Source organism: Niastella koreensis GR20-10, from assembly GCF_000246855.1.
GTDB lineage: Bacteria > Bacteroidota > Bacteroidia > Chitinophagales > Chitinophagaceae > Niastella > Niastella koreensis.
Map to the genome: position 1 here is coordinate 1,273,930 of NC_016609.1, position 15,752 is coordinate 1,289,681.

10 protein-coding genes are annotated in these 15,752 nt (G+C 47.7%); 2 read left to right on the forward strand and 8 right to left on the reverse strand.

Going from position 1 to position 15,752, the window contains the following annotated elements; all coding sequences use genetic code 11:
* Nucleotides 1–77: 77 nt before the first annotated feature.
* Both NIAKO_RS05120 and NIAKO_RS36400 read right to left on the reverse strand, forming a co-directional pair.
* Complete coding sequence (locus tag NIAKO_RS05120; RefSeq protein ID WP_014217331.1) at nucleotides 78–1,100, reverse strand: LLM class flavin-dependent oxidoreductase; 1,023 nt, start codon at nucleotides 1,098–1,100, stop codon at nucleotides 78–80.
* Between the two features lie 101 nt (nucleotides 1,101–1,201).
* The gene (locus tag NIAKO_RS36400) at nucleotides 1,202–3,676 is read right to left on the reverse strand and encodes a hypothetical protein (protein ID WP_014217332.1); all 2,475 of its coding nucleotides are present in this window, start codon (nucleotides 3,674–3,676) and stop codon (nucleotides 1,202–1,204) included.
* A gap of 330 nt (nucleotides 3,677–4,006) precedes the next feature.
* On the opposite strand from NIAKO_RS36400, the gene NIAKO_RS05130 reads away from it, so the two are divergent.
* Nucleotides 4,007–4,465 (forward strand): hypothetical protein, encoded by a 459-nt coding sequence (locus NIAKO_RS05130; protein WP_014217333.1) that lies wholly within the window; start codon nucleotides 4,007–4,009, stop codon nucleotides 4,463–4,465.
* Nucleotides 4,466–4,608: 143 nt separating this feature from the next.
* Nucleotides 4,609–5,391 carry a glycoside hydrolase family 16 protein gene (locus tag NIAKO_RS05135; RefSeq protein WP_014217334.1) on the forward strand — a complete coding sequence of 261 codons (783 nt, stop codon included), beginning with the start codon at nucleotides 4,609–4,611 and terminating at the stop codon, nucleotides 5,389–5,391.
* 65 nt (nucleotides 5,392–5,456) lie between these two features.
* On the opposite strand, the gene NIAKO_RS05140 is transcribed toward NIAKO_RS05135, so the two are convergent.
* The 6 genes from NIAKO_RS05140 to NIAKO_RS05165 are packed head-to-tail and all read right to left on the reverse strand — an operon-like array spanning nucleotide 5,457 to nucleotide 15,749.
* Entirely contained in the window at nucleotides 5,457–9,371 is a 3,915-nt protein-coding gene (locus NIAKO_RS05140; RefSeq protein ID WP_014217335.1) for a hypothetical protein, read from the reverse strand.
* A 55-nt stretch (nucleotides 9,372–9,426) separates the two neighbouring features.
* On the reverse strand, nucleotides 9,427–10,182 hold the full coding sequence (locus tag NIAKO_RS05145) for a hypothetical protein (RefSeq protein ID WP_014217336.1): 756 nt from the start codon (nucleotides 10,180–10,182) through the stop codon (nucleotides 9,427–9,429).
* Nucleotides 10,183–10,232: 50 nt separating this feature from the next.
* Nucleotides 10,233–11,849 carry a hypothetical protein gene (locus NIAKO_RS05150; protein ID WP_014217337.1) on the reverse strand — a complete coding sequence of 539 codons (1,617 nt, stop codon included), beginning with the start codon at nucleotides 11,847–11,849 and terminating at the stop codon, nucleotides 10,233–10,235.
* An 11-nt stretch (nucleotides 11,850–11,860) separates the two neighbouring features.
* On the reverse strand, nucleotides 11,861–12,928 hold the full coding sequence (locus NIAKO_RS05155) for a polyprenyl synthetase family protein (protein ID WP_014217338.1): 1,068 nt from the start codon (nucleotides 12,926–12,928) through the stop codon (nucleotides 11,861–11,863).
* 31 nt (nucleotides 12,929–12,959) lie between these two features.
* Nucleotides 12,960–14,360 carry a hypothetical protein gene (locus NIAKO_RS05160; protein WP_014217339.1) on the reverse strand — a complete coding sequence of 467 codons (1,401 nt, stop codon included), beginning with the start codon at nucleotides 14,358–14,360 and terminating at the stop codon, nucleotides 12,960–12,962.
* 33 nt (nucleotides 14,361–14,393) lie between these two features.
* The gene (locus tag NIAKO_RS05165) at nucleotides 14,394–15,749 is read right to left on the reverse strand and encodes a hypothetical protein (protein ID WP_014217340.1); all 1,356 of its coding nucleotides are present in this window, start codon (nucleotides 15,747–15,749) and stop codon (nucleotides 14,394–14,396) included.
* Between the last annotated feature and the right edge of the window lie 3 nt (nucleotides 15,750–15,752).

Genomic DNA, 15,752 nt, shown 5'->3' on the forward strand with positions numbered 1-15,752 from the left:
GGCGGGCTTGGCACACCGTTAAATAAAAAATGTCCGCCAGCTGGCGGACACCTGTATTATCTTACCGGACTCAGCATTTAACGCCAACCTAATCCGGGTGCAACGTATTTCAAAATAGAAGACAGCACGTGAATATTGTAGTCAACTCCCAGGGTGTTGGGGATTGTCAACAGGAGCGTATCCGCTTCCTGGATGGCTTCATCCTGGGATAGCTCCCTGATAAGCTGATCCGGTTCTGCGGCGTAGCTTCTTCCGAAAATGGCGCGCCTGTCATTTTCAAGAACCCCAATCTGGTCGCGCCTGTTGTTTTCCTGCCCAAAGTAATATTTGTCCTGATCGGTTACCAATGCAAAAATGGACCGGCTCACCGAAACCCTTGGCTCACGTTGATGTCCTGCTTTTTTCCAGGCTTCTTTGTACAACCTGATCTGTTCTGCCTGTTGTATATGGAAAGGTTTGCCGCTTTCGTCGAACTTCAGGGTAGAACTTTGCAGGTACATTCCGTTTTCGGCTGCCCAAACAGCGGTGGCATTGGAACCAGCTCCCCACCAGATGCGTTCCCGCAGTCCTTCGGAGTAGGGCTCTACCCGTAATAAGCCTGGTGGATTGGGAAACATGGGATAGGGGTTGGGTTGTGCAAATCCAACACCTTTGAGTTTATCTAAAAACTCCAACGCTTTCCTGCGCCCCATATCTGCGTCGGTTTCACCTTCAGCAGGTTCATATCCAAAATAACGCCAGCCATCGATTACCTGTTCCGGTGAACCTCTGCTGATCCCCAATTGTAATCGTCCGCCGGAAATCAGATCGGCGGCTCCGGCGTCTTCCACCATGTAAAGGGGATTTTCGTAACGCATGTCGATAACCCCCGTTCCAATCTCTATCTTGCTTGTTTTGGCGCCAATGGCCGAAAGCAAAGGAAATGGCGAGGCTAACTGCGCGGCAAAATGATGTACCCGGAAATACGCACCATCTAAACCGATCTCTTCAGCAGCAACGGCCAGATCGATGGATTGCAGCAAGGTATCACTTGCCGTACGGGTTTGGTAGCCCTGACGGTTGGACCAATGTCCGAATGATAAAAAACCTATTTTCTTCATAACACTCCTTCTGTTGTAAAATAGCCACACAAAAATAGGTATTATAAAAATGCCCCGTCATCTAACGAGGCATTTGTTTTGCCGAAAGTCTTATTGTTTCATTATTGCATTTCCAATACACAAGCCCAGGAGGCAATCACACTGGTAAGGCTTGTCCAGTAACCATACTTTTCATAGATCTTCGCTGCCTGGTCCTTATCGAATGTGGCAGACACCTGCGGGTCGGAAGCGTTTCTGATAGACAGCCAATGAGGCGCTTTACTTCCCAATTCCTCACAGGCAAGGGCTAATACCGCATCGTCCATTTCAACCATCGATCCCAAACCCTGCAGCCCATAATGATTGGTGGCATCGTCGTATGCAAAGATGTCGGTTGTTACCACCACATTCGGTTCACCAAGAACGGTATCTCCATAAAATATTTTCGGGGCCCTGTTAGATGCCGGAAGCTGGCTGGCATTGGCGCCTATTAATTTGCCATTTGTTCTTGCCATAATAGAACCATTGTTAAACTTGAAATTGCTATTGAAGGTCTTGCCATTGAAGCTTTCGTTTTTAAAGCGGCCCATGCAATCGAACCTTACCGTGGTAGCAATAACGGCATCACCGAGAATAAATTTTGATCCAATAGCGCACGCAGTACCCGTAGTAATGATCAGGGAAGCGCCTGTTTCTTTTGCAATTTGTTTAAACAGGTCCTTAACAGGCATGGACTGTCCGTCGCGGGCCAGATGTAAACTACTTTTAAAGCAGAGTACTTTCTTTCCATTCAATGAGATCAGAAAATATTTACCCAGGTCCTGGGATTGCATCGAAGGTGAATGTCCGGTGAGGCCGGGAACATATTCCGAAAATTTATGGGTGTATTTATACCACACGTGATTGCCGGTATGGCCGGTTGGCGGCATGGCCACATAACCTGGGGTAAGTGCAGCGGCCATGGCATTGGCTTCGGCGGCCGTCCAGGTAATCAGCACGCAATCGCATTTGGGCAAAGGGGCGCCCTGCACTGGCGTGAAATTAACGATCTGCGGGGTGTTGCTTTTATTCGGCCATGGAATGGGTTTAATAGCGTGACTGGTAACAATGCCCAGGTTAAACATCAGGTTAAAGTCGGCATCGAGCGGGTTATAGTCAATGATCCGTTCTGCATAAGGATCGATGCCTGATGCAGCGGCAGGTAATTTCCGGGTTGACCGGAGAATAAAATTCTTACCGCTTGGTAATGCCCAGTAAGGATCATGATTAAAACTATCATCAAGCGCCGCATTCACCAGCTCATTAAATTTCTGGTAATTGCCTGGTTGTTGTAATAAGGCCAGGGTCATGCCGGCAATGATCTGGGCGTCATCCCCGGCTCCGTTGACAGGATTGCCTGCCAGCAGGGAAGATGCTATGTGTGAGGCGGCAGATTCATCCGCATCGTCCCAGGTTTCTATGTCCTGGATAGAGTGACCGGCCAACGCATCAAAGGCCGCCGTTGCAATATAGTTCCCTACCTTACGGGCAGCCAGCTGCATTTGATCCAGTGGCACACTGTTATTGAAGTTTACTGTTTTGCCCGATTTCACCCTGGCAAATCCTTCCAGCTCAACGGTTGAGGCGGCAGGCGCACAAATTGTTGCCAGCTCGTCCAGTTGTGCAATGTACCGGTTGGCAATAGCCGGTGTCAATCCTTTTAAGGCGCCTATAACGCCTTGTGCAAGGGCCAGGCGCAGGATATCGGTTGGGTGATCATCCATATACCCCTGCCCGTCTGAACCTGAATAGGTGCGTAATAAAGGCGATTTAGGCGGCTGTTTGGCAAACTGGCCAATGAAAACAGCCAACAACGCAGCCAGGTTAACGCCGAAGGATGGGCCAATATTCAACAGACCATATACGTCCGAAGCCACTTCATCCATCCAGTAATCCCATAACACGCCCTGCCAGTCGGAATTGCCGGTGAAGAGGCTGTAAACGCCTTTCCTGATCTCAGGCAGCAATTTGGGGTTGGCATGCAATACATCATGGCCCCCGGTTTCATGGGCCAGACTGCCATACAGGAACGGATGGCCTGCAAACGTAGCCGGCAAACTAACTACGCCCACACAGCCGCCAATCATGCTCTTCACCTGTTCTACCGTAATGGTGAAGGGGCCATTTTGAGGATCAGATTGAAAAACGGCCAGAGGAGGAAGTACTTCCAGCAGGGGCAGATTAAGCCGCACCCGTTTGGAGCTATCGAGGAAGGAGCGATAAAAATTGGAGATCACAGCCAGGAAGCGATGCAGATCGGCGGTCATCTTTCCGGGCATTTGCTGGTATACAGAACCGGTCAATGATTCAAGCGTGTTCACCCAGTCACTGTCACCTGCCTTTAACCTTTCAAACAATCCGGTTAATCTGTGTTCAAGCGGATCTGAATACGCTGTCCGGAATTGAGCAGGCAGTTGCAGGCCACCTGCATTCACCAGTGATCTTACTTTATCCAATGCCGGTTCTTTCCCAAAAGCCGGCACGGCAGGTTTTAGAAAATTGTACTCCATTAAGGTGTTGTACAAATCATTAAAAGAATGATCTGATGAGTTTGTCATAAATAAATTTTGATGCGGTTCGAGAATATAGTTGCCTGGCCACAGGACGCGTGGCCTGAAGGTCGGCCGGGTTGGAAAAGGGGTATTAAAGTTAGTTACATATTATAAGGCACACCCCCCGTGAAAACACCCTTTTTCGGGAGCGGATAGTGCATTATTTGCCAGGAAGGAATTATAAATTTCAATTGAACTCATATGTCGGATATAACAAAAAAATGTTGTTCTTAGTGAGCAAGAGGAGCAATAGGTGCTAATACAATTAGTTTAGTATTTAGCATGTATTTAATACATTTGAGTTAACGTTAAAATGATAGCTTTAAAACTCCTTCCATGAATTTTATTAAACGGATCTTTCGCAGCAATATGGTCGACTGCCCAAGATGTTTGGGAAAAGGCCACGTTGACTTAGATGATATAAAGCGGCTTCAAAAGGAATTATACTGGACGCCGGGACAATGCGCTTACTGCAATGGTATAGGGAAAGTACCTCCCGATAGAATTGAAAAAGTAAGCGCCGGCTTTGAATACCTGACAGTTAATTTACCTTCCTGGGAAAGATTGAAGGTAATTAACGGAGATGCGGATGCACTGAAAAGAGCCAGTAAGTTCAAAGAATTGATCGAGAAGTTTGTTGATGAAATTGTACACTTATATTACATTGAAAATAAGGAGCCGGGTGAAATCGCAGACCACTTCCTGCAAAAGAATAGCAAACGCGATTATTCCGAAGACGAAAAGCAAGACCTGGTTAACTACATAGAAGGTGTAATCAGAAGCAAGATCAAATAATAAAAAGCACCGGTCATTTATTTTTATCCACCATTGTCGCTGCTGAAAAAAGGTTAGCATCTGTTACTACAAACAATGGCATTGTTTTGGGAAGGTTAAAAGGGTACAATCATGTATCCTTTTTTTAATTTAAACTTTACCTTATGAAGAATTTCGTTTATGCAATGGCGATTGTTGTGCTTGCCGCAGGTTGCAAAAAAAATTCAGCAACTGACAATGCTACTTCCTCTTCTTCACAAAACGAAGCCGCCGCCAAAGCCCGCGCTTCCACTACCGTTCAGTTCAGCGGCTATACCTGGACCATCCGCAACACCGGTTCAGCCACAGAGGGCCCGGGGCCTAACGTTTTCAACGGCAGTAATGCCTGGGTTGATGCCAACGGCTGGTTACATTTAAAGATCACCAGAAACGCCACTACCGGTAAATGGAACTGTGCTGAAATTTACAGCAATCAAAATTTTGGCTATGGCACTTACCAATGGCAGGTAGAAGGGGCCATTGACCAATTCGACAAAAACATTGTACTGGGATTGTTTAATTACTCCGGCAATGATGGGTTCGATGAAATGGACATTGAGTTTGCACGTTGGGGCAACAACGCGTGGCCAAACTTAAACTACACGGTATGGCCTGCTGCCGGTGGCAGTAACAACTGGTCGTACACGAAGAACATGGCACTGAGTGGCACCTATACTACGCATCGTTTTAAACGCAGCGCCGGTTCGGTAGTATTTAAAAGCCTGGGCGGTTTTTATAACGATGATACCAACCTGTTTGCCAGTGCTACCTGTAGTTCACCTGCAAACAGCATCAGTACATTGGGCATGCCCATTCACATGAACCTGTGGCTGTTTGACGGAAATGCACCTGCTGACGGCAAAGAGGTGGAAGTTATTATCCACAGCTTTACGTATACAGCGGGATAATTAACCGGCCGAAATAAAAAGATCCTGCAGAGTTAACTTTGCAGGATCTATAGAAAACTACCCGACTAATTGCCCAATAAATTCACGGCAGTAACAATAGGGCAGAAAGCACTTAACACAGCCAGTATGGCTTCAGCTGCCTGTGGCGGAAGTCCAAATGTGCCTTCCAATACGCCCCTGATCTTATCTTCAATCCATCCAAGCACTTTTGCCGCCATTTCGGCCCAGGCCTTTGGATCAGTGAACAGCTTAATAAGAAAGTCCTTCACCGCATCGAAACATTTGCCTGCCAGATCGGCCAGTTTACCAGCGTTCGCATCCAGACTGATGTCGCCGATCGAATATGAATTGCCTGCCAACTCAAAGCCGGCAGTGAATTTAGCGCCAAAGTCACCCTTTTGCAGGTCGGCATAGATATTCGACGATGCATACACGCCGGTATTTATATTCCATGTTCCCAGTGGGCCCAGGTCAATAGATCCGATGCCAACATTAATATTACCCGTAACCGACAACATTTCGGCGGTAAAGCTGCCGCTCAGGTTTCCTTTAAAGATGCCGCCGAGTGAAGATCCTGTTACCTGGAAGCTGGCGCCGCTTTCATTGATGTCAACAAATATGCCCTGGACTGCCCCGAGAATGGTTAATTTACCATTGATAAAGAAGTGTGGCTTTTGAAATTTTTCGGGTGCATTGGGCTGGGTGAATGTAGCGATAGATACCTGCGGTCCGCCGGTTCCTTCAAGTGCTGCAATGCTGAAGAAGTTGTCGTTAAGCAGGCTGATCTTATCCATTTGTGCATCTACCCTGATCCCTTTATTCAATACGATCTCGATATCAGTATCTAATTTGAATAAAAAGATCCGAAGGCTGCCGCTGATCTTCATGCCCTGCGGATAATAGAAGGTGCCTATGGAAACACCTGCCGGCGATGGTACAAAATAGAACTGGGCTTCCCGCGACACCTCAATTTCCTGTTTGCTGTTTTTTACCAGTTGCCAGTGCGTTACGGTTGAGCTGGCGCCTGAGCCTGCCTGTTCGGTTATATACCATTTACCATTATCTGAATCGTTAAAGATCATCATCCCCTCGCTCGTGGCAGGAAAGTTTTCCAGCTTACCATAATTCACGAAATCGCTTTGTATTACTTCGCCTTTGAAATTCTTTAAAGCATCTTCGAGTGTTGCCGATACATTTTTCGGAATAGTAAAGGCGCCGTTTTTGGTGCCTTTGATGGCCACTTCATCCAATGCCGACTTCAGGGGAGCGGGGATTTCTTCATTCAATTCACCTGCGAGTTTGTCAACAACATCTCCCAGTGTAATATTGCTTAAGGCGCCTGCGATCATACTTTCGGCCGGGTTCTCCGTATTGACCAATACCGCCAGGGTGCTGTCGAACAGGTTTTCTACCATCAGCTGCGCAGCAAATCCAAAACTAGGTAATCCCTCGAATGAAATACCGAGCTCGAGTGCCAAACCGCCCAACTGTAAGGGGCCAAAAGGTAAAGGTTTATCTGTTTTCAGTGTTCCTGATACAAATACGCCATTGGCCACTACCGCAAGTATTACATCGAAGTCAAGATTATTACCTTCGAGGATTGTTTTCAGCGAAGCTGCCAAACTGAACGCAAACCCGTCACCACCGCCGGCGATCACCATAATGGTTCCGGTTAAACAGGTATTCTTATAACCAAGTGCCCCGGCGCATGTTCGTTGGCTCACATCTTTTTCAGGTGTAAGAAAGGTGGTGAGCGATACGCCGAGCTGGAATTGTTCTTTCTGCGTGAGATAGGCTACAAACCCATCCAGCTGTGTACCCTCGGGTATCTTCAGCAAATCGATCAGGGCTCCCATGATATGGTTCTTTTTGGTAAATACCGTACTGGTATATAAAAAGAAACCGGGCTGAATGCCACGTGCAATGGCAGGCAGACTGATCTTTGATTTGCCCAGACTGGGTTGTTTAAACTGTTCAAAACCCGGAAAGGTAAATGTTTGATCATTTAATGTGGAGACGGCCAGCGTAAACGTCTGGAACGGGAACCACGAAGTAAATGCGTTCACACTGTCAGCTACACCGCCTTCCAGGTTGCCGAGCTGATTCAGCTCTATTTGCAACCCGGCCGCAACGCCCCAGCCGCCAGTACCTTTTTTAATCACAAATGCCAGGCTGCCGATTTTATCAATGATGGTGCCGAGCTCCATTTTATAATCGCTGCCCATTTTGGTAAGCAGGATATAAGATTGTGTAAAGGTGAGATCGAACCCGCCGGGCAGATCGATTTGTTTTTGAATAAGAAAAGACACTATATCGGTAAGTGACACCGTTGGGAAATCACCCCTGATGATCACATCGCCCGGGATCTGGTAATTAGCCGCTAACGTTACCCCTGCAATTTGAGCGGTTCCAAAAAAAGTGCCCGACAAATCGCCCGATGAAGGCTTCAGCAGGAACATACCTACATTGCTGAATGTTAATTCGGTTACACCGAGGGGTATGATCCATGGCTTTGGCTGCTGCGCCATCTGCAGTATAAAGGAATAATAATTTCCCGGTGAAACGGTCAGCGCAACGGTATCGATCGACAGATCGCTTACCGGTGGAATACCGGGCGCATATTTAGTCATCAATGATGACAACGGTACATTGAATCCTTCGGCTACTGAAGCCATTATTGTAAAGCCGGTTGATTTTTGAGCATAGATATTAACCGGGGTGTCTGCAATCTCAACGTTGCCCTGTAGCAATATGTCAATCGCACGGGTTGCTGAATTGAACGGGTTTTGCACCGACAATGTTGCAGATGCCGATTTAACCTCGAAATAACCAGGCCAGATATTCCAGTTCAGCTTTGGCATCCCAATCGATATCGAGGCGGCGCTTACATCCAATCCTTTGTCATACCCGATGGTTACACTGGCGTATTTAATTCCCAGGCCACCAAGATCACCGGTTTGAACCTTGCCGGGAAAAGTACTTACAACATTGTCTATTCCCAATATATCAAGCAGGTCGCTGAAATTGCCAATGGGGGAGTTCTCAAAGTTGGCAATCAGCTGGGCTGCTTTTGCGCCTGGTGGCGTTACCACGGTAACCCCTATTTGCGCTTTGGCACTGGGGATGGCAAAGGTTCCGGTATAAGCAACCGTTGGTGTAAAGGAGCTGTTCTTTCCAAACCAGTCGTTGCTGGCTGGACTATACAGCCTGAAAAAATCGGCGGAGAAACTCATGCTGCCGAGGCTAAACGGTCCGTTGGTAAGCCCGGCTTTCAGGTTAATGCCCGGCACCGCGCCCTGCATGTCCCAGGGAAATTGATTGGGTTTCAACGGTGGGGTAATAGATCCGTCATAGGGAAGATTGATAGTTCCCTGTACTATAAGTTCACCGCTGCTGCCGATGAGCGTTTCAAACACGCTTAAAATACCGGTTGGTGTTAGATCGGCCCAGAAGTTAATACCGCCGATCACATCCTGGCCTGCAATCGTTTGTTCGCTGGTTGAAACCAGGAATTGTGCATTGGTCATCTCCAGTGCGTCGAGCGGACTGGTTGGCTCGGAGCCGGGCTGAGATGCATCATAAACTGTTGGCAGGTTGGGAAAGCTATCTGAGAATTTCCACCTTTTGGGCGGTGGTGTTGAGCCGATCATTGTATAGCTGAAAAGCGCCTGCACATTTCCCTGTACCAGGGTAAGCGTAAGCGTTACAGGAACGCTGGTTGGCGTTAACCTGAATCCGCCGGTGCCGCTGATCACAACCGCCGCTCCCTCACTTACGGGGTTTGCCTTTGCATTGATAATTTCAATGGGCTGGTCATTGTATGCGTAGCGGATGAGCCCGGGTACCAGGTTGGCGGCATCGAGCGATTGCAGGGTGCTGCCATCGATGATGATCTTTTGGCCGGGAATGGTGCCGTCGTCTGCAATCTGCAATAATGTGCGGATAGGGTTATCTGCCGGCGTTGTTAATTTCTTTTTCATAAGCCTGGCGCATTATAGGTTAAATGATTTTGTTGGTTCATTGCGTGTACACCATTTATCGTTTTCCCTTTTTAGCGGGATATGATGTTATGGCGAATTTGGAATAATCTTTATTGCCGTATATTTCGGCCCACACCTCCACATTGAAAAAACCGGACAGGCTTTGTTCAGTTGGGAAAACAAAATAGCCGAGGTTGGCATCGAAAAACTCGTAGAGGGCAGGAAATCTGTCAGACCCCGACAGATCAGGCCGGTAACCGAATGATACAACATGAGCGCTTTTAGCGCCGCTCATGGTAATAAGAAAGTAGGAGGGGCCGTTTTTTGCTACATTGGCCCTTATCCGGTGCAATATTTCCATCGAAGCCAGCGCATTGTCTTCTTTGAATTCTTCATGCGTGAGCATACCCGGACCATACTGTTGTTTGATCCGGTCGTTCATGAATTGTCTGATCTTTGCTATTTGTGCGGGTATCTCATCTTTTTCAGCAATTTCCAGCTCCAGCTGCAGCAGGTCGAGATCGAGCTTGTATTCATCAAACATGGCTTGTGCTGCCGCTTGTATCTCGATGTATTTGGGTGGAATGCGGCTTTTATTGGGATAGCGATTCGTTGCATAGCGGATGTCGTTAACAAAATTGGAGGGGCCGGGCTGCCCGGCCTGGTAAGCCGTCGCAAAATCAATGGACATAGCAAAACATACACCTTTGCTATTGTAGGCTTTAAGCAGTGAATCGGTGCTTTGATCGACCCAAACAACAAATGCACCTTTGTATTTTTCAACATAGGTTCGCCAGGTTTCTTTATCCATGGTTAATATGGTATTTAATGGTTGCCGTATTTGTTTACTTGGTCACCGGTTTAATTGCCGCCCAATTGCTGATTCATCAACTTCCTGATCAGTGTGGTTACTTCCCCGCTGATAGGTTTAAGATGGTCGTTGAACTGGCCTTTGATGGCAGCTACTATTTTTTGCTGAACTTCCGCTGTATTGAGCACTTTTTGCACGGCAGGGGCCATACCCGTTTGATCGGAAAGAGCGATCTGCAAAGCGCTTAGATCAGGCACCTGGAAATCGATGGATTTAAACGTTACTACCAGCTGATTGGCATCGTCACCATCGGGGTTTATAACCGCGCTCAGCGAAACTGAATGTACGGTTACTGTAATGCCGAATTGCAGGCTGCCGCCAGGATAAGTGGCCGCGAAATCGGCCTTAGCGGTAGTTCCGGCGTTTAAAGATCCCAGTAACAATGCAATTCGCAGATTGGGCGGCGCCAGGATCATACTGGCTGCCGGCACGGTTGAATTGGGAAAACCGGTAATGACAACATTCGACAAGGTTACATTCGAGAGCTTGAACCCGGCAAACAGATCGAAAGACCCTAAGTTCAGGTCTTCGGGCCTGAACGGATTCAACGGCGGGTTTTTATAATTGTCCAACAGGTTTTTTACATACCAGTCGCTGCCCGGGTTGTTCAGTGAATACCTGATCCTGTCAAAAAGATACAGGTCCACTTTATTGGTAGATAGCTGTCCTTCATCACCCGGCAATGTTCCGGTTACTTTTCCTAAACGCGCGTCCAGGAAATTGCCTGTCTGCGTGTTCAGGGTATTTGAGATCGCATTGATATTGTCTGCTCCGTTCAGGGATTGCTCCATTTGGGTAAATACCGCCTTACTGGCATCCCCGGCGCTCATGAAGGATGTAATGAGATCTGAAATAATTTCCTGGAACTCAGATTCAGTAGTGAGCTGCGCTTTTATATTGGTAAACTGCGGCGCGCCGCTGCCGGTTGTCACCAGCGCTATTTTGGTGATAGCCAGATTTATGCCCGACCGGTTGGGGGCTACCGTTATTTTCAGGGAAGCGTTAAAATTCAACTGGGTAATATCTGCCGAAAAAGTTCCTTCGCCCACGATCTGTACGGGAGCAGCCGAAGGATCGATGCAGGTTGAATCATCGATGCTGTTGGATAAACACAGGTTTTGTGTTAAGATGAACGGGACGTTTAACGACAACGGCGTAATTTTTTGTCCTGGCTGTAACCCACCGGGGTTCTTCGTCCAGTAATTGAACTGCATTTTGATATCCGCCGTTACCGCAGCGCTTGCCTCGTCGTAATCGTAATTGGTAAAGTCGCTTACATATACATTTTCAAGGCCGTTGATGATAACTTTAATAACGCCTTTGGGATCTTTCAGATCCAGTGAAGGGTCCGGGTCCTTTGGCCAGGGAATCACCGGTGTACCATAGATCTGGTAATATTGATTGGCGATATTCTTCGCGATGGCCAACCCACTGGCGCCGCCCAGTTTTCCTATTGTCCAGTAATCTTCCTTCAGGGGCAGCAGCGGTGCACCGCCGCTTTGGATGTTGCCCAGCATTACCGGAAGAAAGTTTTTCGACTTCGGATCATTGGCCGAAGTTTTTATAGTGCGAAAAATGAATGCAAATAGTTTTGAATTGCCTCCCATAAATAAATTGTTTAAATTTTACGGTCAACAGTGTACAGCGCTATTTCCTCAAGGGCGTCTCTGTACCTGTTTTGGGGAAAATGTTTTAAATATTCAAGGGCATCCAGGGCGTCATACCGGGCATCGGCGTACGATCTTTCAATGGCCTGGGTTCCTTTAATAGCCATGATCACATGGCTGAGGTCATCAGGCGGTTGTATGTCACCGCGCATTATCTGGCTTAATGGATGCGAAGCGCCCAGTTCTTCCATGGCGTAAATGATGGGTAAGGTTATCCTGCGGCGCACCAGGTCAATGCCCACCTGTTTTCCTGAATCGGCTTCATCCTGCAGAAAGTCGAACAGGTCGTCCATGATCTGAAAAGCCCTGCCCACGCGGCGGCCATAAAACCCGATCCTTCTTGACTCGCCTGTATGGGCTTTGGCTAACGCCATCCCGGTTTCGCAGGCCAGTCCGAACAGGATGGCTGTTTTTCTTTCTATAACATCGAAATAGCGTTGGCGAAGGGCCACTAAATTCCAGTTGGGATTTGTTTCCAGTTCGTCGAGCTCACCGGTGCAGATCTTGAAGGCGGTATCGAGCACCATCTTAACCAGGCCCATTTCGCTGTTTGTTTCAACGGCATCTACAAAGGTCCTGATGGCCTGTACAAATTGCAGGTCACCCACCAGGATCGCCGCATTGGTGCCTCTTTTGGCGTTTACCGATGAAAGCCCCCGGCGTAACAGGGCGTCGTCAATGATGTCGTCGTGTATAAGTGTTGCCACGTGCAGCATCTCCAGCGAAGCGCTTGCTTTTATTACCTTATGCGACAGCTCCTCTTCGCCCCGCAACAGCCGGGCCGCTAACAGCAACATAACCGGTCTTATTTTTTTGCCTCGCTTATAAATCTGGTGCTCGGTATCTGTTAGGTGCCTGGCCTGCGGTTCAAGGGCGGATTTAAGGGTCTCCTCAAAGCTGGCTATATCCTGTGCCAGCAAATTTTCGAGGATATGGTTTAATGGGTTCAACTTCCCTTTGTCGCCTGCGTACAATGTACTTGCCCGGGGAACGTCTATTTCGTATTGATCGTTTGCCACTGTTTCTGTATTTGTTGTATGGTATGTGGTACTATGCTGGTAACAGGGATTGCAATACCACTTTTTCCAGCATGCTTTGAATGCCTGTTTGTATTTTGCTTTGCAATAAACTTTTTACAAAATGCATGTTGGCCAGGCGCTCACGTACGATACCGGCGGTTTTGCCCGTCCAGTTTTTATCATCCACTTCAATATAAAAACCGGGTAAGGTAACCTGCGACGTTTTCACTTTCCAGCCGGCAGTTTGCTTGTTATAGGTTAAGGTAACCACAGCTTCCAGTCCGTTCAGGTTAGCCTGGCAATCACCGGCCCACAACAGCCCGGGTTGTATGCCTTTGATGGCAGTCAGTTCTTCCTGGAACAGGAACATCCTTTCCCTGATCATTTTGCGTTCTTCGCCACTTAAGATCCGCCAGCCTTTTTCCATGGCGGCCATACCGGCGCCACCTTCCTGGGTGTTTTCATCGTATGCCTGATCTATCATGTTGTTGAATTGTTCGTCACTCAGGTGTATCATGTTCAGGGTGGTATCATTCAGTTTGTCGTATACCTGTGGACCGGTGAGGTGGGCCGGCTGGGTGCCATCTCCCGTTTGATTGACGGTTTCTTTAAAACTGGCTGCTGCTTTCGCTGCATTGTTATATTTTGTTCCCAGCGCGGTGTTACCCTCATTATTGGCCTGGATGGACATTATTCTGAGTGCAAAGGCAATATTTGTTTGCTGCGAAGCTGCATTGAAGTTATAGGTGTTGCCATTGGCATAAACCTTGTCGGACGAATTGACAACTGTATTATTGTTCAGGGCATCGTGCGTATCTCTCGACATCTGTGTAGTGGCGCCGCCTGCTGACCATAACTCTCTCAGTCGGGCGCTGGTTACAAATGCGGTATTATACGATTCACTGTGTTCGTTATAGGTCGACATCAGCGCCGGGCCATGCGTAGTACCCTGAATGGGGTCGCGCTGATTGCGGGCCTGGGTTACCATGGCATCTACTTCATCCTGCGTCAAAGGCGGTACGCCACTGTCTGAGGTTCCTGCTTCCCCGCTGGTGCGCGGGTCATATTTTACCTCCAGTTCGCGCATATTGCCGCCGGTATCCAGGGTTATTTTGCCGGCATATTTTGTATTGATCTCATAGCGGCCTTTTAAAGCGGCATCGTTCAATTGCATGGCTATGGTAAGTTCATGATCGTTATAGCTGCATGCAGCGGTGTTCAGGGTGGTATTGTTCAGCGCACGCATGGAAAAATCCCTGAAACGGAATGACAGATGGCCATTTTCAAATGCATGATTTTCGGGCATTTCAGCGTGAAAAGCGAGGGGGTAAAAAGGGGTATCGTTCAAATGAATGTGGTTATGCGCCTGTTGTAAACCGGCATTCAGTTTTGTTTCAAGCGACTTCCAGTCGAATGTTTGATCCTTTTTCATAGTTGACTATTTTCAAATAATTTAAGTTGATGGTTATCTAGGAAAGGTTACATTAAATCCTTCCACTATCAGCGTATCTCCCTGTGGCAACAGCGCCGCGCCGGGTTGGGCGGCAAGCTGTACGTTTATACCTTCTATCTGTTTGGTGATGGTAGCGCTTTTCCACACTTCAAGGTTTTGTGCCGCATTTTTTATGATCAGGTTAACGATCTTTCCTTTGAAGATGGCCGAAAGCAGATCCACAAAGCCTGACGCCAGGGCTGCGAGGGTTGAACCAATGACGCCGCTCCATTTGGGGGCTGCAATGATCTGAACACTGTCGATTTCACCGATGCTTAACAGTACGGTTTCTTTATCGCTTACTTTTATGGTAAAAGGAATGTCCAGCGGGTTGGGTTTGTATTCAATAGAAAAACTGGCTATTACCTTGTCCCAGGTGCTCGGGTTTGAAATGGCATCGATGGCAGTACCAATGGGGCACAACACCGTTTTGGCGATGGTTGTAACGGTTCCGCCTAATTCACCATAACCGCTTATATCGGTAATTTGAATGCTTACAAAGGTTTTTCCGTTCTGAATTTTACCGGCTGCGCTTTTGAGCGTTCCCTTTATTTCTGCGCTGGAATTTGCGGCGCTGTTACCGGTGGATTCTGATGCTTTCAATGGCATGTTTGCCAGCTTCTCCGTTAAAACGGAATTGATAACGTTTAACCCTGCCTGAAGAAAAGCGTTCAGTGAACCGGGCGGGGTATAACTGTCCAGTTTCGTTGCCGGGCTGCTTGTCATGGACGTAGCTATCACCAGTTCATTGTTGTTGGTGATATCCATAATCGGGTCCTGGAATTTTGTAGTAGTGTATTCCGTTGGGATCTGTGGAAACGGAATAGCATTCAACAGTTTATTTACGGTGTTCAATGCATAGGGGATGATCAGCCCGTTTACGATAGCTTTGGTGATCCCGTTCTTTGCCCAGGTGCTTTCGTCTACCCATACCGAAAGCCCGGTAATGGTCAGCACATTTTTCGCCAGTGAAAATTCAGTATACACTTCAATGTCGTCTGATGCCGCTACGGGCTGGCCGGCTATGGTGCCGCTTATTTTCAGGCTGGGAACCAGTACCTGGAATACATTGCCGGCAGGCGGTTGCCCGGTTTGTTGCGTACCATCTTTGCCGTACGATTGCTGCCATTTGGCAGCTGAAGGCGGCGCCAGTACTACGGCAGGACATTTCTGAATAGTAACATCAACTGTAACCGAAATGCCTTCGATGGTTTGCGAATAATGTTGGGTAAATATTTTTGATTGCGCTACAGGATTTCCAAACAGGCCTGTCAGTGTATTGTTTAAGCCGGCCTGGGTCATTCCTACAGCAATGTCAAAGACTGCCATATT

Coding starts and splice junctions, on each gene's coding strand:
- NIAKO_RS05135 (WP_014217334.1), top strand. CDS start 4,609: ATGAAGAATTTCGTTTATGCAATGGCGATTGTTGTGCTTGCCGCAGGT.
- NIAKO_RS05145 (WP_014217336.1), bottom strand. CDS start 10,182: ATGGATAAAGAAACCTGGCGAACCTATGTTGAAAAATACAAAGGTGCA.
- NIAKO_RS05140 (WP_014217335.1), bottom strand. CDS start 9,371: ATGAAAAAGAAATTAACAACGCCGGCAGATAACCCTATCCGCACATTA.
- NIAKO_RS05120 (WP_014217331.1), bottom strand. CDS start 1,100: ATGAAGAAAATAGGTTTTTTATCATTCGGACATTGGTCCAACCGTCAG.
- NIAKO_RS05130 (WP_014217333.1), top strand. CDS start 4,007: ATGAATTTTATTAAACGGATCTTTCGCAGCAATATGGTCGACTGCCCA.
- NIAKO_RS05150 (WP_014217337.1), bottom strand. CDS start 11,849: ATGGGAGGCAATTCAAAACTATTTGCATTCATTTTTCGCACTATAAAA.
- NIAKO_RS36400 (WP_014217332.1), bottom strand. CDS start 3,676: ATGACAAACTCATCAGATCATTCTTTTAATGATTTGTACAACACCTTA.
- NIAKO_RS05165 (WP_014217340.1), bottom strand. CDS start 15,749: ATGGCAGTCTTTGACATTGCTGTAGGAATGACCCAGGCCGGCTTAAAC.
- NIAKO_RS05160 (WP_014217339.1), bottom strand. CDS start 14,360: ATGAAAAAGGATCAAACATTCGACTGGAAGTCGCTTGAAACAAAACTG.